Source organism: Devosia psychrophila, assembly GCF_000971275.1.
Classification (GTDB): domain Bacteria; phylum Pseudomonadota; class Alphaproteobacteria; order Rhizobiales; family Devosiaceae; genus Devosia; species Devosia psychrophila.
In genome coordinates, this window is record NZ_LAPV01000041.1 from 1 (window position 1) to 17,645 (window position 17,645).

Annotated in this window: 21 protein-coding genes; 12 read left to right on the forward strand and 9 right to left on the reverse strand. The window is 61.7% G+C overall.

Annotated features, from left to right (window positions below; translation table 11 throughout):
* Nucleotides 1–726: adenosylcobinamide-GDP ribazoletransferase (locus WH91_RS03735; protein ID WP_248305809.1), on the reverse strand; the 726-nt coding region annotated here is incomplete at its 3' end.
* Nucleotides 727–797: 71 nt separating this feature from the next.
* Here WH91_RS03735 and cobT point away from each other — a divergent pair.
* From cobT to WH91_RS03750, 3 genes are read left to right on the forward strand one after another with little or no spacing between them, the layout of a single operon-like run.
* A complete protein-coding gene (cobT, locus tag WH91_RS03740; protein WP_046169681.1) occupies nt 798–1,820 on the forward strand; it encodes a nicotinate-nucleotide--dimethylbenzimidazole phosphoribosyltransferase in 1,023 nt (340 codons plus the stop codon).
* A 47-nt stretch (nt 1,821–1,867) separates the two neighbouring features.
* A complete protein-coding gene (locus WH91_RS03745; RefSeq protein ID WP_046169682.1) occupies nt 1,868–2,158 on the forward strand; it encodes a type II toxin-antitoxin system RelE/ParE family toxin in 291 nt (96 codons plus the stop codon).
* An 8-nt stretch (nt 2,159–2,166) separates the two neighbouring features.
* A complete protein-coding gene (locus WH91_RS03750) occupies nt 2,167–2,475 on the forward strand; it encodes a HigA family addiction module antitoxin (RefSeq protein WP_046169683.1) in 309 nt (102 codons plus the stop codon).
* On the opposite strand, the gene WH91_RS03755 is transcribed toward WH91_RS03750, so the two are convergent.
* Entirely contained in the window at nt 2,472–2,834 is a 363-nt protein-coding gene (locus tag WH91_RS03755; protein WP_046169684.1) for a DsrE family protein, read from the reverse strand. The two genes, WH91_RS03750 and WH91_RS03755, sit on opposite strands and share 4 nt — an antisense overlap.
* A 97-nt stretch (nt 2,835–2,931) precedes the next feature.
* Complete coding sequence (locus tag WH91_RS03760; protein ID WP_046169685.1) at nt 2,932–4,458, reverse strand: sensor histidine kinase; 1,527 nt, start codon at nt 4,456–4,458, stop codon at nt 2,932–2,934.
* 160 nt (nt 4,459–4,618) lie between these two features.
* Here WH91_RS03760 and WH91_RS03765 point away from each other — a divergent pair, with 160 nt between their 5' ends.
* The 3 genes from WH91_RS03765 (at nt 4,619) to WH91_RS03775 (ending at nt 6,160) form a co-directional block, all read left to right on the forward strand.
* A complete protein-coding gene (locus tag WH91_RS03765) occupies nt 4,619–5,113 on the forward strand; it encodes a thermonuclease family protein (protein WP_082101982.1) in 495 nt (164 codons plus the stop codon).
* Between the two features lie 156 nt (nt 5,114–5,269).
* Nucleotides 5,270–5,749 carry an Lrp/AsnC family transcriptional regulator gene (locus WH91_RS03770; RefSeq protein ID WP_046169711.1) on the forward strand — a complete coding sequence of 160 codons (480 nt, stop codon included), beginning with the start codon at nt 5,270–5,272 and terminating at the stop codon, nt 5,747–5,749.
* Nucleotides 5,750–5,758: 9 nt separating this feature from the next.
* Nucleotides 5,759–6,160 (forward strand): VOC family protein, encoded by a 402-nt coding sequence (locus WH91_RS03775; RefSeq protein ID WP_046169687.1) that lies wholly within the window; start codon nt 5,759–5,761, stop codon nt 6,158–6,160.
* Here the strand turns inward: WH91_RS03775 and WH91_RS03780 are convergent, their stop codons facing one another.
* The 4 genes from WH91_RS03780 to WH91_RS03795 all read right to left on the reverse strand — a co-directional run bounded on the left by WH91_RS03780 (nt 6,161) and on the right by WH91_RS03795 (nt 9,101).
* Entirely contained in the window at nt 6,161–6,562 is a 402-nt protein-coding gene (locus WH91_RS03780; RefSeq protein ID WP_046169688.1) for a hypothetical protein, read from the reverse strand.
* On the reverse strand, nt 6,555–7,232 hold the full coding sequence (locus WH91_RS03785) for a dienelactone hydrolase family protein (protein ID WP_046169689.1): 678 nt from the start codon (nt 7,230–7,232) through the stop codon (nt 6,555–6,557). Before WH91_RS03785 ends, WH91_RS03780 begins: the two co-directional genes overlap by 8 nt.
* 3 nt (nt 7,233–7,235) lie before the next feature.
* Nucleotides 7,236–8,249 (reverse strand): GTP 3',8-cyclase MoaA, encoded by a 1,014-nt coding sequence (moaA, locus tag WH91_RS03790; protein WP_046169690.1) that lies wholly within the window; start codon nt 8,247–8,249, stop codon nt 7,236–7,238.
* Nucleotides 8,250–8,504: 255 nt separating this feature from the next.
* The gene (locus WH91_RS03795; protein ID WP_046169691.1) at nt 8,505–9,101 is read right to left on the reverse strand and encodes a L,D-transpeptidase; all 597 of its coding nucleotides are present in this window, start codon (nt 9,099–9,101) and stop codon (nt 8,505–8,507) included.
* 249 nt (nt 9,102–9,350) lie between these two features.
* On the opposite strand from WH91_RS03795, the gene rpiA reads away from it, so the two are divergent.
* The 3 genes from rpiA to gor all read left to right on the forward strand — a co-directional run bounded on the left by rpiA (nt 9,351) and on the right by gor (nt 12,093).
* The gene (rpiA, locus tag WH91_RS03800; RefSeq protein WP_046169692.1) at nt 9,351–10,049 is read left to right on the forward strand and encodes a ribose-5-phosphate isomerase RpiA; all 699 of its coding nucleotides are present in this window, start codon (nt 9,351–9,353) and stop codon (nt 10,047–10,049) included.
* An 18-nt stretch (nt 10,050–10,067) separates the two neighbouring features.
* Entirely contained in the window at nt 10,068–10,598 is a 531-nt protein-coding gene (locus WH91_RS03805; RefSeq protein WP_158409511.1) for a DUF2059 domain-containing protein, read from the forward strand.
* A gap of 115 nt (nt 10,599–10,713) precedes the next feature.
* The gene (gene gor / locus WH91_RS03810) at nt 10,714–12,093 is read left to right on the forward strand and encodes a glutathione-disulfide reductase (protein ID WP_046169694.1); all 1,380 of its coding nucleotides are present in this window, start codon (nt 10,714–10,716) and stop codon (nt 12,091–12,093) included.
* Nucleotides 12,094–12,146: 53 nt separating this feature from the next.
* Here gor and WH91_RS03815 read toward each other — a convergent pair whose 3' ends face one another.
* Complete coding sequence (locus WH91_RS03815) at nt 12,147–12,638, reverse strand: hypothetical protein (RefSeq protein WP_046169695.1); 492 nt, start codon at nt 12,636–12,638, stop codon at nt 12,147–12,149.
* A 141-nt stretch (nt 12,639–12,779) separates the two neighbouring features.
* Between WH91_RS03815 and WH91_RS03820 the strand changes: the two genes are divergently transcribed.
* Both WH91_RS03820 and WH91_RS22385 read left to right on the forward strand, forming a co-directional pair.
* Nucleotides 12,780–14,156 (forward strand): class II 3-deoxy-7-phosphoheptulonate synthase, encoded by a 1,377-nt coding sequence (locus WH91_RS03820; protein ID WP_046169696.1) that lies wholly within the window; start codon nt 12,780–12,782, stop codon nt 14,154–14,156.
* A 96-nt stretch (nt 14,157–14,252) separates the two neighbouring features.
* Nucleotides 14,253–16,157: a sensor histidine kinase gene (locus WH91_RS22385; RefSeq protein WP_052952573.1), complete on the forward strand. Its 1,905-nt coding sequence runs from the start codon at nt 14,253–14,255 to the stop codon at nt 16,155–16,157.
* Nucleotides 16,158–16,166: 9 nt separating this feature from the next.
* Here the strand turns inward: WH91_RS22385 and WH91_RS03830 are convergent, their stop codons facing one another.
* A complete protein-coding gene (locus tag WH91_RS03830) occupies nt 16,167–16,586 on the reverse strand; it encodes a response regulator (protein WP_046169697.1) in 420 nt (139 codons plus the stop codon).
* A gap of 204 nt (nt 16,587–16,790) precedes the next feature.
* Between WH91_RS03830 and WH91_RS03835 the strand changes: the two genes are divergently transcribed.
* Nucleotides 16,791–17,579, forward strand: coding sequence for a hypothetical protein (locus tag WH91_RS03835; protein WP_046169698.1), 789 nt, complete (start codon nt 16,791–16,793; stop codon nt 17,577–17,579).
* Nucleotides 17,580–17,645 lie beyond the last annotated feature (66 nt).

Genomic DNA, 17,645 nt, shown 5'->3' on the forward strand with positions numbered 1-17,645 from the left:
CCGCCCCGTCCACCCCAAACCCTCCACCGCCCCCCCAACCACCGCTACCCCCGTCCCCACACGCCCCCCAACCGGCCCCGCCAGCAAAAACACCAACACCACCGCAAACACCGCACCCACCGCAAAGCTCCGCCCCGGCACCCGCCCAGCCGTCGCCGAAGCCCCATCCTTGCGCACCGGCGGCAGTGCCACCGCCAACCACAATACCGCCGAGCGCCCGGCAATGCTTGCCGACAGCCAGATCGCCCCCGCCGCAAGCGGATTGATCGCCGCCACAGCACCAAGCCCGGTCACCCGCAGCAGCACGAACAGGCACAGCGCCGCCACGCCATAAGTCCCGTGCCGGCTATCCTTCATGATCTCCAGCCGACGCTCGATAGTGTGCCCGCCAAACAACCCGTCGGCAGCATCCGCCAGTGCGTCCTCGGCCATAGCCCCGCTGGCAATCACCATCGCCGCAACGGCCAACGCAGCCGCGAAATATGCAGGCAACCCGATCAGCGCCCCACCGATCAGCAGCAGCACTGGCCCGATCCCGATGGCAACGCTAGCCAGCGGCAACGCCATGGCAATCCGCCCAAGATCAGGCACCTGATGTGGCGAATCCCCCGTCGGCAGCCGCGAAAAAAACCGCAGCGCCATGATGAAGTCGGCCCTCAGCCCGAGCCCCTCCGTCACCGCCCGCGCGCCTCTGTCTTCCTGCGCTTCGACCTTCAGCTCATCCACGTTCAATTGCTTTTCATCCTGCAATCGGCAACAAGTCGGCTAACTCCTATCCTGAACCTCCGTGACACGCCATGCCCACCCTGAACCCCGCATATTCCGACGTAATCGAGCTGCTGACCCTGCCGCCCGATGGCGACGAATCGGCGGTCGCCGCCGTCCGTGCCCGCGACGCGCAGCTCACCAAGCCGCCGGGTTCGCTCGGTGCCTTGGAAGGTCTCGTCGAGTTCCTGGCGCGCTGGCAGGGCAGGGCCAAGCCCCGCCTCGATAATCCCATGGTCACCATTTTCGCGGCCAATCACGGCGTCACCGATCAGGGCGTCTCCACCTTCCCGCGCCAAGTCACCGCCCAGATGGTCGCCAATTTCACCAATGGCGGCGCCGCCATTTCGCAGATTTGCGCCCTGCACGAACTCAACCTGCGCGTCTTTGAACTGGCGCTCGAACTCCCCACCGGCGACATTACCAAGGCAGCCGCCCTCGACGACAAGATGTGCGCCGCCACCATCGCCTATGGCATGGAAGCCATCGCCGGTAAGCCCGACCTGATCTGCCTCGGCGAAATGGGCATCGGCAACACCACCGTCGCCGCAGCCATCTATGCCGCGCTCTATGGCGGCACTGGCGCCGATTGGGTCGGTCGCGGCACCGGCGTCGATGACGCAGGCCTCGCCCGCAAGGCCGACTCCGTCGACCGCGCCCTGGCCTTCCATGCCGGAGAGCTCGATCATCCTCTCGCCATCCTCGCCCGCGTCGGCGGCCGCGAAATCGCCGCCATGCTCGGCGCGCTGATCGCCGCCCGCCACCAGAAGGTGCCGGTCATCGTCGACGGCTTTGTCGCCACCTCGGCCGCCGCCATCGCCCATGCCATCAATCCCGCCAGCATAGACCACTGCCTGTTCGCCCACGTCTCCGCCGAATCCGGCCACGCCCGCGCGCTTCAAGCCATGGGTCAAAAAGGCCTGCTCGACCTCGGCATGCGCCTCGGCGAAGGCAGCGGCGCCGCCTTGGCTGCCGTCCTCGCCAAAACCGCCCTCCACCTCCACAACAACATGGCCACCTTCGAAAGCGCCTCAGTCAGCGGCAAAGAGGCCTGACTTGCCGTCTGACCCATAGAGTGGTACAATGGGTCAAATGGTGATCTATGATCGGCAGTTTTCGCGATAACTGGCTGGAAGCGTTCCTCGTTGAAGACGTCAGGTCGACGCTGATTCCGCCGGATTTGGAGAGCCGACTGTTCCGGAAGTTACAAATGCTCGACGACGCCGTGTCCGAACAGGATTTACGGGTGCCGCCGAGCAACCACTTCGAAAAACTACGCGGCCATCTCGACGGCTGGCATTCAATCCGGGTCAATCAACGCTGGCGTCTGATCTTTCAATGGGTCGATGGCGAGGCCACCCAGCTCTATCTCGATGACCATAGTTACAGGTGAGGTCAATCATGTTGCAGACAGTGCGTAAGCCGGCATCGGTCGGCGAAATCCTGGTCGAAGAATTCCTCAATCCGCTAGGCCTGACGCAGGCCGCTTTGGCCGAGGCAATGGGTGTGCAGCGCAAGCACGTCAACGAACTGTGCAATGATCGCCGAAGCGTCACGGCGCCAACCGCGCTCATTCTGGCGCGCGTCTTCGGCACTACGCCCGATTTTTGGCTAAACGTGCAGCGTCGCACCGATTTGTGGAACGCCCTGAACGACCCCCAGGAACGCGAGCGCATCGAGCGCGCCCACCCCCTGAACACCGCTGCTTAGTAGCAAAGCACCCTGTCGCATTCGACAGTCAGTTGCACCAGCTTTGCCGGCATGGCGGGCTGGGCCTTGCGCAGCACGATGTCCTCGGTTGCAATGTTGCGGGCCTTGGCCGACAGCCCTGAAAAGTAGAGTTCGGCGTCACCGGCATCGATTGCTGCCAGATGCTCCGAGAGTTTGCCTGTCCCAAGCCCTTCGGTCGCCTGCGCAACCTTGTCAGTCAGCAGGTGTACGCCGTCGCCCGCCACGAATAGTGCCAGTTGATGGCCCTCGGCCATGATGGTCTTGGCAACAAGGAATGCCAGCGCCGCCTTCGTCGTGTCGCTCGGTGCCGTCGTTATATGAACGAGAATTCTTGCCATTGCGTCCCTCCTCTTTGGAGGGACGCAGCATTGCCCGGGCCGCCCCCGAAAGCCCGGAGGCAGCATTTACCGAGGGCGCAACAAGTGCAAGCGGTGCCTAACCGGCTTCCGAGAAAATCTCGAGCCGATTGCGCTTTTCTACCACCGGTGCAAGCGCGTCCATGACGCGGGCGCGGGGGAAGGTGGCGATCACTTCGGTGCCGAAGCGCAGCTTGCTGAACAGGTCGAAACGGCCCTGATGCAGCTCCATGATCTTCTGCACGATGGGCAGGCCGAGGCCCGCGCCCTGTTCGGCAGTTTTCTGCGCCAGCGAGCCCTGGCCGAAGCTCGAAAGCACCGTCTCGATTTCGTCCTCGGGAATGCCCGGGCCGTTGTCCTTGACGGAAACCATTTGCCCGCCGTCGCCGCTGCGCGTCACTACCAGCGTCACTTTGCCCGACTGCGGCGTGAACTTGATGGCATTGCTCAACAGGTTCAGCACCACCTGGCGAATGGCGCGTTCATCGCCCCATAGCTTGGGCAGGTTATTGCCCACGTTATAGACCAGCTCGATGCCCTTGGCCTTGGCGCGCAGTTCGATCATCCGGCGGCAGTCCTCGGCGATATCGACCAGCGACACCACTTCCTCGTTCAACTCATACTTGCCGGCCTCGATGCGGCTGAGGTCGAGAAGCTCGTTGATCAAGTTGAGCAGGTGCTGTCCGCTGCCGTGGATGTCACCGGCATATTCCTTGTATTGCGGCACATGGTGCGGCCCCAGCAGTTCCGATTTCAGCACTTCGGAAAAACCGATGATGGCGTTGAGCGGCGTGCGCAGCTCGTGGCTCATGGTGGCGAGGAACTGTGACTTAGCAATATTGGCCTGCTCGGCATGACGCCGCGCCTCGTCCGACATCTGCCGCGCTTCTTCCAGCTCGCCGATCAGCTGGTCTTTTTCAGATTGGTGCGAAATCGTCTCGAGCTCGGCGCCGTGCATCTGCCGCGCCAGATAGACGAAGAATATCTCGCCAAACAGCACCACGGCGCCCAGCGTGTAGTTCAGCGTGCCGCCGAGCGCGATCAGGTTGCCTGAGACGGTCAGCGTCACCGGCAGCGTGCTCATCAGCGTGGCGGAGGGCAGGGCGTGGGTGGCCACCGAATTGGCCGCCACCGACACCAGCACCATGGCAAACATCACCGGCGTCAGGGTCTGTGGGTCGGCCACCAGCGTAAACAGCGCCAGCGTCGACCAGGCCATGCCATAAATGGTTTCGCCGGCCACGAAGGTGGTGGTCCACTGCGTTGCATTGAATTTGGAGGGGTCGCTGGTCCGAAACCGTTGCGCCATCAGCACCACGATCAACAGGCTGAGTATGACCAATCCAGCCCACAGCGTAGTAAATACCACCGGGACCCAGAAGCTTGCCACGACGGCGAGGATCGAAACGATGCCGGCGATCGGCAAGGCAGCGTTCACCCGGCCTTGGGCATAGTCCTGCATCAATTCGAAATCGAAATCGGCGCGCGTCCCGGAGCTGGACGTCAGGCGCTGACGCGCATCGAGCACGGTCTTCTGTGCAGCGCGCTTGCCGTCCCGTCCCATTTGAGAACGGACGTCATCGATGACAGCCGGCTGGGACGCCATGTACTCGTTACTCATTACTAAACAAATGCGAACATAGAACGCGTCCGCTACTCTGGTTGTGACACTAGCGAGCGCGTAGTTAACGGGCGGTGAAATCCTGGCACGACATTTCCTTCGCGGTCGTCTTTTCCACGGTCGTCGCGGCGCCCTGCTGGCCATCGTGGCTCTGGCGGGCGTCGCGGTCCTCGCCGCGGCACTCGATCCCGCCCTGCCACCTTTTGCCGGCCGTGCCCGCGCGGGCGACGGCGACAGCTTCCGCATCGGTGAAACGCGCATTCGCATCCTCGGCATGGACGCACCTGAACTTGCCCAACTCTGCGAAACAGCCCAAGGCAAGCAATGGCCCTGTGGCCGCGTCGCCCGCGATCGCATGGCGGCGCTACTCGCCAGCGCTCCAGTCGATTGCCAACCCGACGGCACCGATCAATATGGCCGCGTGCTGGCCAGCTGCAGCGTGCAGGGTCGCGACCTCGGCGCCGTCATGGTCGAGGAAGGCCTGGCCATCTCGTCGGGCGATTATTGGCACGAAGAAGCCGAGGCAAAAAAGCAGGGCAGGGGTATCTGGGTCGGCGGCTTCGACACTCCGCGCCAGTGGCGAGACGACAATGCCCGCCCGTCCGGTGCGTTCGACTGGATTTGGGGCCTTTTGCAGTGAAACGGGGACGTTCTGGTTAACGCTAGGTGAATTTGGTCGCTCGACTTCTTTCGCGCAACATTATTGCCAGTCGCGGGCAGATGTGGCAGTTATCGTTGCAAATTAGCGGCGATTTAAGCCGAAAAGAGAAATCTGATTTCGCGGGGCATGATGGCATTGGATAAGATCGACCGGAAAATTCTGACCCTTCTGCAGAAGGACGCTACCATGCCGGTAGCCGAAATCGGCCGTAAAGTCGGCCTTTCGACCACCCCATGCTGGCGCCGTATCCAAAAAATGGAAGAAGACGGCGTCATCCAGCGCCGCGTTGCTGTGCTCGATCCGGCCAAGGTCAATGTTGGCGTCACCGTCTTCGTTTCCGTCAAGACCAACGAGCACAATGAAGCTTGGATGCGCAAGTTTGCCGGCGTCATCGACGAATTCCCCGAAGTCGTCGAATTCTATCGCATGAGCGGTGATGTCGATTACTTGATGCGCGTCGTCGTGCCCGATATCGGGGCCTATGACACCTTCTACAAGCGCCTCATCAGCAAGATCAACCTGACCGATGTCAGCTCGGCCTTCGCCATGGGCCAAATCAAATACACCACCGCTCTGCCGCTCGATTTTGCTATCGTCGTTGACGACGACAAGTAGGGGCGAAACATGCTGCTAGGCTTCGAGCATGTCGGGATGACGTCCGGTAACATGGACCGGACCATCGACTTCTATTGCGGTCTGCTTGGTTTAACATTGGCGCTGCGCAAAGGTAGTTCGGGCGGCGAACTCGCCTTCCTCGATACCGGCAGCGGCATGCTCGAAGTCTCCGCTCCGCTGGCGGAGATTTCCCGTTCCCGCGATGTGCCGCCGCATGAAGCGGGCATGCGCCACTTGACCTTTGCCTTCGACGACGTCGAAGCAATGATCGTGAAACTGCAGGGTGCCGGCATCGAAATCCTCGAAGCCCCGCGTCCTGCCTTCCACACCGAAATGATCCACCGGGTCGCCTTCGTCCGCGACCCGGACGGCATCATCGTCGAACTGGTCGAACGCGCCGAGGGGCGGTAGCTAAAAGCCATCCAGCGCGGCAATAGCCTCGGCCAATGTCTTCATCATGTCTGAACCGTTCAACCGCAGCCGCTGCACGCTGTGGTCGTTGTAGAGGCTGACCATGAAGTCCTCGACCGCCAGCGCGCCATAGTCCGCAATCGGCACGGCGACAGCCTCGGTTACAAGCCGTACCCGACCGGAACACAGCGCCATGATGCTGCCGAGGGCAGGGGATTGAGTCGCCACTCTGGAGCGATACTCCAGGATATCCTCGGCCTCGCCATCCGCCGAAAAAAGCCTGTCCACATAGGCATCCACCAGCGCCGCGACCAGCATCGCCTTGCGTGCCGATAGCGGCGCAGCCTGTAGCGCCCGCCACTCTCCGTCAAGATAATCGCGGTGCTGCCGCAGGTCAGCCAAGGTGCTTGCGGAAGAAATCGAGGGTCCGCGCCGAAGCCTTGGTGCAGGCCGCCTCGTTGAAATTGGCCGGCCGTTCGCTGTTACAAAAGCCGTGCCCGGCCGGATAAACATAGATATCGGCTTCCGAATGCCGTTCCTTGAGCGCTTCGATCTGCTCCAACGGAATGCCGCTATCCTGGTCGCCGAAATGCATCTCGGTCGGAATGCGTGGCGCCAGTTCGATATAGTTCGGCACGCCGCCGCCGTAATAGCCGGAAGCCGCGCTCAGCCCCATGCCTTCATGCGCCGCCGCCCGCCACGACACCGCGCCACCAAAGCAATAGCCGGTAATGCCAACTTTGCCGCCTTCGGACGCCGCGCCGATCGCCGCTGCCACGTCCAGCAGCGCCGTCTTGTGGTCGAACTTCTTCATCAATTCGCCGATGACCGCGAACTGTTCCGGCCCGTAGTTATTGCTCTCATAGCCAAACTCGACCCTATCGAACATCGCCGGAGCCACGGTCAGAAAGCCGTGTCGCGCGTAACGATCCACTACGCTGCGGATCCAGTCGTTAAGCCCCCACACCTCCTGGATAAGCACCACGCCACCGCGCGGCTTGCCCTCCGGTTTGGCGACATAGGCGTTCAGCGTAAAACCATCGCTGGCCGTAATCGTCGTCCGTTCGCCCATTTCTTAGCCTCCAGTAACACTCATATGCCGCCCCAGCGCCGGGGACGGCCTGCTGCGGTCGATCACGAAATCATGCCCCTTGGGCTTGATCGCCATGGCGTGGTCCATTGCCGCGTCCAGCGCCGGCAGTCCGCCGTCGCGCAGCGCATCGCGCAGGTTCACCTGGTCTTCCTGGCCAAGGCACAGGAATAGCTGCCCCGTCGCCGTCAGGCGAACGCGGTTACAGCTTTCGCAGAAATTGTGGCTCATCGGGGTGATGAAGCCCAGTACGCCGCCGGTCTCGGCAACGTGGGAATACCTGGCCGGTCCACCCGTCTGCTTGTCCAGCCGCGTCAGGGTGTAGCGCCGCGCCAGCCTGTCATGCAACTCGCGCAGCGGCAGGTAGCTGTCGACGCGGTCGATGCCCACTTCGCCCAGCGGCATGCCCTCGATCAGTGTCAGCCCCATGCCGCGCCCATGCGCCCAGGCCATCATCGGCTCGATCTCGTCGTCATTGACCCCGCGCATCGCCACCATGTTGATCTTGATCGCCAGTCCCGCGTCTTGCGCTGCGTCGATCCCGTCCAGCACATCGGCAATTCGTCCGCGTCGCGTGATGTCCCGAAACCGCCGTTCATCCAGCGTATCCAGCGACACATTCAGCCGGCGCACCCCAGCGTCGAACAAACCTTGCGTATGCTTGCGCAATTGGCTGCCGTTGGTGGTGAGCGTCAATTCATCAAGTCCTTGGCCGATGCGCTGGCCCAGCGTCCGCACCAAGTCGATGATATCGCGGCGCACCAGCGGTTCGCCACCGGTCAGCCTGATCTTGGTCGTCCCGCGGGCAATGAACGCCCCGGCGATCGCCTCGATTTCCTCAAAGCTCAGCACGTCCTTCTTGGGCAGGAAGGTCATGTCCTCGGCCATACAATAGACACAGCGGAAGTCGCAGCGGTCCGTTACCGAAATGCGCACATAGGAAATCCGCCGGCCGAAGCGGTCGATCAGCGGTCGGGCAGGGGAGGCAGCAATACTCATGCCCCAAACCTATAGCCTGCAACGCAACTTTCAAAGCCACGCCCAAAGAAAAAGGACCACCCAAAGGCGGTCCTTTTCGAACTGTTGATCGAATTCTCGCTAAAGGCCAGCCAGTTGGGTCAGGCCGAGGCGAAAAAGTTGGCTATCGAGAACCGGACCGGACCGGACCGGACCGGAGCGTACGTTCGTACGTGAGGACCAGAAACACAGATAGCCGACTTTTGCAGCCAGGCATCACCCAAAATGGCGCCGCCTCTAGTGGTTGACGACGATCTTGGCGCCTACCGACACGCGTTCGTACAGATCTGCAACGTCATCATTCGTGAGACGGATGCAGCCGGACGAAACTGCCTGGCCGATCGACCATGGCTCCGAGGTGCCATGCACGCGATAGAGGGTCGAACCGATATACAGCGCACGCGCGCCGAGCGGGTTGTTCGGGCCACCTTCCATGTAGGCGGGCAGATCCGGAACGCGCTTGCGCATCTGCGCTGGCGGGGTCCAGCCGGGCCATTCCGCCTTGCGGGTGATGCGGTGGGTGCCGGCCCACGTAAAGCCGTCACGGCCGACGCCGATGCCATACTTTAGGGCCTTACCGTCCTCCATCACGAGATACAGGCGGCGTTCGTCGGTCTCGATGATGATGGTGCCGGGAGCCTGCGAGGTCTTGTAGTCCACGATTTCCTTGCGGATGGGGCTGCCAGAGCGTGGGCTGGGCTTCGGAAGCGAGCTTGCATCCACCCAGGCGGCGTTGGCGGGGTCATACACGAGCGCTGCAGTGGCTGGCACCACGCTGATAGCCGACAGGAGTATCGACAGCCCAACTGCTGCCGCTGACTTGATATTGAACATCTGACGACTTGGCCTCTGAAGTAGAACGGAGAATCGTTTCATCCGCTCCAAGAATTTCGGTTGCTTACGCGTATTGGGATACGGCGGAAAGGGGAGCTTGCCTCCAAATCGCCACACTCCGGTCACCTTCACTAAAATGTGTTGCTAGGCGGTTACACTTATCCTTCACTAATCCGTGATCTGCCCCGAAAGGTGGCATTGACACCTGTGCCGGGCCCTGCAATTGCCAAAGCCGCAGCAGCGAGGATTATGATGAGCGAGCATTTGAAACGGCAGGCCGCCGCCATGGCTCTGGCCACCTTGAAGCCGGGCTTGCGCCTCGGTCTCGGCACTGGCTCGACCGCCCGTCATTTCGTCGATCTGCTCGGCAAGCAGGTTGCGGACGGCTTCGACTGCATCTGCGTACCCACGTCAGAAGCCACCGCCGAACAGGCCCGCTCGCTGAACATTCCACTGTCCGACCTCGACACGCTCGATCGTCTCGATGTGACCATCGATGGCGCCGATGAAATCGACCCACAGCTCAACCTGATCAAGGGTGCAGGTGGCGCCTTGCTGCGCGAGAAAATCGTCGCCGCAGCTTCCGACGTCATGATCGTTATTGCCGATAGCTCCAAGCTGGTCGAAACGCTGGGCCGCTTCCCGCTTCCGATAGAGGTCAATCGGTTCGGCCTCGGCGCCACGCGTCACGCTATCGCGGCGGTGATGGTCCGTCACGGCGCCGAGAGCGGGCTGCGGCTACGCGAAACAGCGCCCGGCCTGCCATACGTAACCGATGGTGGGCACCTCATTATCGATGCTTTTTTTGGCCGCATTTCGCAGCCAGAAGCGCTGTCACGCGACTTGCTGGACATTGCCGGGGTAGTGCAGCACGGGCTGTTCCTAAAAATGTGCAAGATGGCTTATGTGGCGACCCCGGATGGCGTAAGAACGCTGGCGGCTGATTGATTGATGGATCGGGACAACATGGCTTTTTCGACGATGACCGGCGTTATGACGCGCGCCAAGGCGCTGCTAGCGGTGGCGCTGAGCGCTGTTCTTATTACTGTCGCTATGCCTGCTGCCATGGCACAGGAAGTGCCGCCTGAACAGCTGGCTCTCGCCCGTAAATACATCGACCTCACCGACCGCGCCTCGGTGTACGAGATCACCCTTGTCGAGATCGGCATCGGCACCATGCGCCAGATCGTGCAGCAGAACCCTGAGCTGTCGGACAAGACCGACGCCGCCGTCGGCAAGGTCCTCGAAGAATACCGCGATCGCAAGGGCGAGCTGCTCGACCAGTTTGCGCGCATCTACGCTGTGCGTTTCACTGTCGAGGAACTGCAGCAGATCGTGGCTTTTTACGAGTCGCCGACTGGCCAGAAGCTGTCCCAGGCCAATACCGAAGTGAACTCCGATCTGCAGGCCGTCCTGCAGGTCTTCACTAACAACACCCGTTCCGAATTCTTCGCCAAGGTTCGCGCCGAACTGCGCAGCCAGGGCCTGGAACTCTAGTATTTCCGCCGGGCGCATGGCAGCTATCGGACCCCGCCTTGTGCGGGGTCTTTTTTTATGCGATCTGCCACCCGATATCATCGTCATATGCCGATGAAACAACAGGAGCCGTCCCATGACCCATGATTATGATCTTGTCGTCATCGGTGCCGGCTCCGGCGGGGTTCGCGCCGCCCGCATGGCCGCCACCTATGGCGCCAAGGTCGCCATTGTCGAAGAGTTCCGCGTCGGCGGCACCTGCGTCATTCGCGGCTGCGTGCCCAAGAAGCTCTATGTCTACGCCTCCCGTTTCCACGACCTGTTCGACGTCGCGTCCAGCTTTGGCTGGAAGGTCGATGCCAGCTTTGATTGGCCGACCCTCGTGGCTGCCAAGGAAAAGGAGATCACCAGGCTCGAGAGTGGCTACACCGCCAACCTCGAAAAGCCCGGCGTCGAGATCATCAAGGACCGTGCTGTTGTTACCGGTCCGAACTCCGTGCGACTGGTCAATGGCGATCGCGAACTGACGGCCAAGTATCTGCTCATCGCCACCGGCGCGCATCCCAATATTCCGCACATTCCCGGCGCCGAACTGGGCATCACCTCCAACGAGGCCTTCGACTTGCCGGCACTTCCGCATTCCATCCTGATCGAGGGCGGCGGCTATATCGCCGTGGAATTCGCCACCATCTTTGCCGGCCTCGGCGTCAACACCACGCTAATATATCGCGGCGACTGCATCCTGCGCACCTTCGATGAAGATATGCGTCGTGGCCTCGAAGCCGGGTTGACCGATCGCGGCGTCAAGTTGATCTACCAGACCACTATCAGCTCGCTGACGAAGCACGGCGATGACATCTCGGCCGCCTTCAGCGATGGCGTTACCGCCCCCTATGGCGCCGTCATGTTCGCCACCGGCCGCATTCCCAATGTGCGTGGCCTCGGCCTCGACAAGGCCGGCGTCGTGCTGGAATCCAGCGGCATCATCAAGGTTGACGCCTACTCGCAAACATCGGTCCCATCGATCTATGCCGTTGGCGACGTCACCGGCCGCGCCCAACTCACTCCGGTCGCCATCCGCGAAGGCCAGTATTTTGCCGAGACGGTGTTCAACAACAACAAGCTGGCCGTCGATCACTCGATGATCCCGACGGCGGTGTTTTCCGATCCCGAAATCGGCGTTGTCGGCCTCACCGAGACCGAAGCCGCCACCCACGGCGACATCGACGTCCATCTCGCCCGCTTCCGCCCGATGATGAACACGCTCTCAACCCGCACCGAGCGGATGATCCTCAAGCTCATCACCGAAAAGGACGGCGGCAAGGTGCTCGGCTGCCACATCCTCGGACCAGGCGCCGCCGAAATGATCCAGCTCGTCGCCATCCCCATGGGCATGGGCGCCACCAAGGCCGACTTCGACCGCACCATGGCATTGCACCCGTCCGCCGCCGAAGAACTGGTCACCTTCAAAGGCCCCAGCTACACCTATCGCAACGGCGAAAAAGTCGGCGGCTGACAAAGAAGCGCCGCCCCTGAAGAGACGGCGCTCCGCTTCGATAAATCCAGGCGTTAGTTCATCGCCACGCCGTTGATGCTCACCGTGTCTGCAGAGATCGACACCGACACCGTGCCCAGGGCGTAGGTCGAATGGCTGGTCGAAATCGAGGTGATATGGGCGCCGGTCATTTCATAGCGAATTTCGGTTGCCGCACCGGCGGCATCCTGCATCGCCGCCACGATGACCAAGTCTCGATCCGCGTTTGCCGCGTCATCGCCCTGTGCCGCCCATTCCAGCAGCTTGGCGTCGATCGGCGACAGCACGGTCATCGACAGCGAAAAGTCGGTTGAGGCGGGCACATCGTCATTGGCCTCGGTGCTCGACAGATAGATACTCAGGTCATTGACCGAGTAGGTGCTTTCGGTGCCGTCCGTCGCGGCCACGGTCACCTTGGCAGGCTCATAGGTTGCGACCACGTCCTGCGCCAGCACGCTGGTTGGCGCGATTGCCAGAACACCGAGAGCAAAGACTGTGGCGCGGAAAGACAGGCGATAGCTATTCATAGTCGGAAGCTCCTGGGGTAGGCCGCTAGCCATGCGGACCCAACCAATAGCTGTCAAGCGGCCACAATGTCCTTGGCACCGCGCCCCGCCCTTGGTATTCCGCCCACGACAATCCGTACCCTAGCGCTAGCGAGACCGCCGATGACCAACTGGACCCCCGATAGCTGGCGCGCCAAGCCGATTTCCCAGGTTCCGGCCTATCCCGATCCGGCGGCCCTGATCGAAGCCGAACGCCAGCTTTCGACATTCCCGCCGCTGGTGTTTGCCGGCGAAGCCCGCGACCTCAAGGCCAAGCTGGCCGCGGTCGCGCGAGGCGAAGCCTTCCTGCTGCAGGGCGGCGATTGCGCGGAGAGCTTTGCCGAGCACGGCGCCGACCACATCCGCGATTTCTTCCGCGTCTTCCTGCAAATGGCCGTCGTGCTGACCCATGGCGCATCTAAGCCCGTGGTGAAGGTCGGCCGCGTTGCCGGCCAGTTCGCCAAACCGCGCTCCGCCGATACCGAAATCATCGATGGCGTCGAACTGCCCTCCTATCGCGGCGACATCATCAACGACATCGCCTTCACAGAACACTCCCGCGTGCCCGATCCCGATCGCATGCTGCAGGCGTATCGACAGTCCGCCGCCACGCTCAACCTGTTGCGCGCCTTCTCGTATGGTGGTTATGCCGAGCTGACCCGTATCCATGACTGGACCGTGGGTTTCATGAAGGGCTCCAACTGGTACCCGCGCTATGAGGAAGTCGCGCGCAAGATCGACGACGCCATCACCTTCATGGGCGCCCTCGGCCTCAACCCCGACAATACGCCGGCGCTGCGCCAGACCAGCTTCTTCACCAGCCACGAAGCCCTGCTCCTCGGCTACGAGGAAGCGCTGACGCGTCGCGATTCCATCAGCAACAACTGGTACGCTACCTCCGGTCACATGCTGTGGATCGGCGACCGCACCCGCCAGCCCGATGCCGCCCACGTCGAATATTTCGCAGGCATCCACAATCCGATCGGCATCAAATGCGGTCCCTCGCTGAGCGGCGAAGACCTGCTGCGCCTGCTTGATCGCCTCAACCCCACCGATGAGGCTGGCCGCATCACGCTGATTGCCCGCTTCGGCTCCGACAAGATTCATGATCATTTGCCGCGTCTCATCGAGACCGTCCAGAAGGCCGGCCGCACCGTCGTCTGGTGCTCTGACCCGATGCACGGCAACACCATCAAGGCGTCCACCGGCTTCAAGACCCGTCCTTTTGATCGCGTGCTGTCCGAAGTTAAGTCCTTCTTCGAAATCCACCGCGAAATGGGCACCTATGCCGGCGGCGTGCATATCGAGATGACCGGCGACGATGTCACTGAATGCGTCGGCGGCGTTTCCGCTGTGACTGAGGCGACCCTTGCCGACCGCTACAACACCTATTGCGACCCCCGCCTCAATGCCAGCCAGGCGCTGGAACTGGCTTTTCTCGTCGCCGAGGAAGTCCATGCCCAGAAGCCGCCGCGCCAGCGTCTTGCGGCCGGGGAATAATTGTTCGGCAGGCCGAACCCGAAGTGACCTAGCGCGTTGCGGATCATCCGTAGCGCGCTATACTTTGTGCGCCAATCCTGTTGACGAAAGCTCTGCATGCCCCAGTCCCTGTTTCCTGCTGCGACCCCTGAGGCGCGCATCCGCCTTGAGCAGGATCCGGCCCTCAAGCTGATCAGCGATTTCGATTGGTCGGCCAATCCGCTTGGACCAATCCCGCACTGGCCGGAAAGCCTGCGCGGCGCCGTGCGCATGATGATGCTGGCATCCACGCCCATGGTCATGCTGGTCGGGGAAAAAGGCATCCTGGTTTACAATAACGGCTATGCCCAGTTCGCCGGCAATCGGCACCCGGAAGTCTTTGGCACGCCAGCGCTCGACGCCTGGCCCGAAGTCGCCGAATTCCACCGCAGCATAATCGAGCGTGGCCTGGCGAATGAGTCCTGGGCCCTGCGCGATCAGGAACTGGTGCTCAATCGCCGTGGCCAATTAGAATCCTGCTGGATGGACCTGCAATACAGCCCGCTGGTCGGCGAAAACGGCCTTTCCATGGGCACGCTTTGCATCGTCTATGAAACCACCGAGCGCATGCTTGCCGAAAAGGCACTGGCCCGCAGCGAGGAGCGCCTGTCGCTCGCTCTCAGCGGCTCAAGCCTCGTCGGCACATGGGACTGGGACGTGACGGAGAATGTCGTTACGTCCGACGACAAGTTCGCAACGATGTTCAATCTGGATCCTCTGCACGCCGGCCTCGGCGGGTCGATGGAGGATTTCCTGGCGGCCATCCATCCCGAGGACGTGACCCGGGTCCGCGAGGAGATCGCGACGGTCCTCAGGGACGGCTCAACCTATCGCTGCGAATACCGCCTTATCGGGGCTGACGGCTCCGTTCACTGGATTATCGCTTCGGGCCGGCCTCGTCTCGGCCCCGATGGCGTTGCCACGCGCTTTCCCGGGGTCATCGTCGACGTCACCGAACAGCGACGCATATCCGATGCTCTGGCCGAGAGCGAAATCCGCTTCCGCACCCTTGCCGACACCATGCCCCAAATGGTCTGGTCGACTTTGCCCGATGGTTTCCACGATTATTACAACGCCCGTTGGTACGAGTTCACCGGCGTGCCTGTGGGCTCAACCGACGGCGAGGGCTGGAACGACATGTTCCACCCCGATGATCGGGAGCGCGCTCGCACCGTCTGGCGCCGCTCGCTTGATACCGGCGAGCCCTATCATATCGAATACCGCCTCAGGCATCACTCCGGCAATTATCGCTGGACGCTTGGCCTGGCCCTGCCCATTCGGGACGCCCGTGGCGAGATCGTCCGCTGGTTCGGTACCTGTACCGATATTAACGAGACGAAAGTTTTCGCCGAGGAGCGCGAACTGGTGGCTCAGGAGCTTAGTCATCGCATCAAGAACATCTTTGCGGTGCTGACCAGCATTATCAGCCTGTCGGCCCGCAGCCGTTCTGACGAAATCAAGGCTTTCTCGGTCGAACTGCGCCAGCGCATCTATGCTCTGGGCGAGGCCCATGACTTTATTCGTCCCCACAGCCAGGTGTCCCGTCCCCCCGAACACCAGGGCTCGCTGAACTCGCTGATTGACCGGCTAATGCAGCCCTACAGCCAGGACGGACGCTCACGCATCACGTTCTCCGGGGAAGATACCTTGATCGACGACGGAGCAGCGACTCCGCTTGCCTTGCTGATCCACGAATTGGGAACCAATTCCGCCAAATACGGAGCCTTGTCGCTCGGTTCGGGCAGGATTGACCTTGCGGGTCGTCATGATGGCGATCGCTATTGGCTGTCATGGAAAGAAACGGGCGGACCGCCCATTGCCGGGGAAGTGGAGCTTGCAGGCTTTGGTTCGCGCCTCGTCCAGCTCAGCGTAGAAGGGCAGATGCGCGGCCGCCTCGCTCGGATATGGGAAGTTGATGGGCTGAGGGTGGAAATTGATCTGCCACTCGACGCTCTGCGGCGCTCTGGCCGTTTGAACGGCTGATGGCCGGCCTCACTTGGTCGGACCGACATTGGGCTCGCTGAACAACTGCAGCCGCGCCGGCGGTATGGCGTCTGCCGTAGCGCGCCGGGCTACCACATAGGCAACCGCCGCCCGCAAATCGCGCTCTGTAACCGGCTTGGACAATACGCCGACGGTGCCAGGCACGCCATAACCCAGTTGCGATGGGTTGGCAGTCATATAGACCACCGTCACGCCATGCGCCTGCGCCAGGGTCCGCCCGATGCCGATACCGGTGGGGCCATCCTGCAGATTCAGATCGACCAGTGCCACGTCGACCGTTGAAGCCAGGGCAAGCGCCGAGCGCTCGTCAGAGGCAATGCCAACGGCGACAAACCCCATTTCCTCTATGACATGCTCGATTTCGGTCGCGACGAAAATCTCGTCCTCGACCACCAATATACGCGTCATCCAACCGCTCTTCGTACCATTCACCCTTCGAGGCAACTCACCGACCTGCAGGGGGTTGCCCGCAACAGCGCATATTCCTGCGCTGGTCGATCAATTCCGCCTGCAAGGGGTTACTAGACTGCCAATCCAGCGGACTTAGCGGGATTTTAACCCTAACGCATCATGAATTGATGATTGCCCACGGGTAGACGTCCGGAGAACATCATGAAGCGCACCATCCTGGGTATTGCCACTATCGCCGCCCTCGGCATGACGCTTCCGTCCTTTGCGGCTGATTACAACGAAGTTCCCGAACTGCGCCCGGCCTACGAGGCGGGCTGGGAGAGGCAGGAAGACGACGTCCGTTTCGAGTTCGGCGCCGCCTATTGGTATTCTTGGGGGGCGCAGAACGTCGCGCCAACCAGCGGGGGTCCTGCAAGCTTCGTTGAGCGCGACAACACGAGTATTGCCGACGTTCACGGCCGCATCGATGATATCTATACCAATACCTACCTGCTGGGCCGCGCCGGTATTGGCCTGAGCAGCAGCGGCACCTATACGCTAGCGCCCGGCGTCGATAGCAACTTCGGTCAGCGGTCGGTAATTGGCTACGCCGGTGTCGACTACGGCTGGCTGCCGGCTGGTTCGATGAGGGAAGGCGTCGCTTTCGGCGGTTTGGTTGGCTACCATTATTGGAAGGAAAATCCCGATACTCCCTCCGTTGCCACCGATATGGATATTCACGCCCTTCGCCTGGGCTTGCGCGCCGTGGGCACCTTCGAGAAGTTCGATCTGCAATCCGAAGTTGCCGCGATCCCCTATGCCTTTGTCGCCGGCTCCCAGACCAACCGCGCTTACGGCGTCATGACCGAAACCACGGTTGGCTTCAGGCCCACCGAAAATATCAGCGCCCGCATCGGTGGTCGCGCCTGGTATCTCGATAACACCGACGGTACCACGTCTGCCAATCTGTTCCGCTATGGCCTGATGGCCGAACTGACTGGCCGCTTCTAGCGTCCAGTTCCCTTGCCCTCATCGGGGCGAGCGGCTAAGTCTTGCGCGCGCCCGGCCACCCCGCTG

Bases quoted from the DNA above. Each gene is read 5' to 3' on its own strand.
- WH91_RS03785 (WP_046169689.1), bottom strand. From the start codon at position 7,232: ATGGGCGAACGGACGACGATTACGGCCAGCGATGGTTTTACGCTGAAC.
- WH91_RS03775 (WP_046169687.1), top strand. From the start codon at position 5,759: ATGCTGCTAGGCTTCGAGCATGTCGGGATGACGTCCGGTAACATGGAC.
- WH91_RS03815 (WP_046169695.1), bottom strand. From the start codon at position 12,638: ATGAATAGCTATCGCCTGTCTTTCCGCGCCACAGTCTTTGCTCTCGGT.
- WH91_RS03755 (WP_046169684.1), bottom strand. From the start codon at position 2,834: ATGGCAAGAATTCTCGTTCATATAACGACGGCACCGAGCGACACGACG.
- WH91_RS22385 (WP_052952573.1), top strand. From the start codon at position 14,253: ATGCCCCAGTCCCTGTTTCCTGCTGCGACCCCTGAGGCGCGCATCCGC.
- cobT (WP_046169681.1), top strand. From the start codon at position 798: ATGCCCACCCTGAACCCCGCATATTCCGACGTAATCGAGCTGCTGACC.
- WH91_RS03835 (WP_046169698.1), top strand. From the start codon at position 16,791: ATGAAGCGCACCATCCTGGGTATTGCCACTATCGCCGCCCTCGGCATG.
- WH91_RS03820 (WP_046169696.1), top strand. From the start codon at position 12,780: ATGACCAACTGGACCCCCGATAGCTGGCGCGCCAAGCCGATTTCCCAG.
- gor (WP_046169694.1), top strand. From the start codon at position 10,714: ATGACCCATGATTATGATCTTGTCGTCATCGGTGCCGGCTCCGGCGGG.
- WH91_RS03805 (WP_158409511.1), top strand. From the start codon at position 10,068: ATGGCTTTTTCGACGATGACCGGCGTTATGACGCGCGCCAAGGCGCTG.
- WH91_RS03830 (WP_046169697.1), bottom strand. From the start codon at position 16,586: ATGACGCGTATATTGGTGGTCGAGGACGAGATTTTCGTCGCGACCGAA.
- WH91_RS03795 (WP_046169691.1), bottom strand. From the start codon at position 9,101: ATGTTCAATATCAAGTCAGCGGCAGCAGTTGGGCTGTCGATACTCCTG.
- rpiA (WP_046169692.1), top strand. From the start codon at position 9,351: ATGATGAGCGAGCATTTGAAACGGCAGGCCGCCGCCATGGCTCTGGCC.
- WH91_RS03750 (WP_046169683.1), top strand. From the start codon at position 2,167: ATGTTGCAGACAGTGCGTAAGCCGGCATCGGTCGGCGAAATCCTGGTC.
- WH91_RS03745 (WP_046169682.1), top strand. From the start codon at position 1,868: ATGATCGGCAGTTTTCGCGATAACTGGCTGGAAGCGTTCCTCGTTGAA.
- moaA (WP_046169690.1), bottom strand. From the start codon at position 8,249: ATGAGTATTGCTGCCTCCCCTGCCCGACCGCTGATCGACCGCTTCGGC.
- WH91_RS03760 (WP_046169685.1), bottom strand. From the start codon at position 4,458: ATGGCGTCCCAGCCGGCTGTCATCGATGACGTCCGTTCTCAAATGGGA.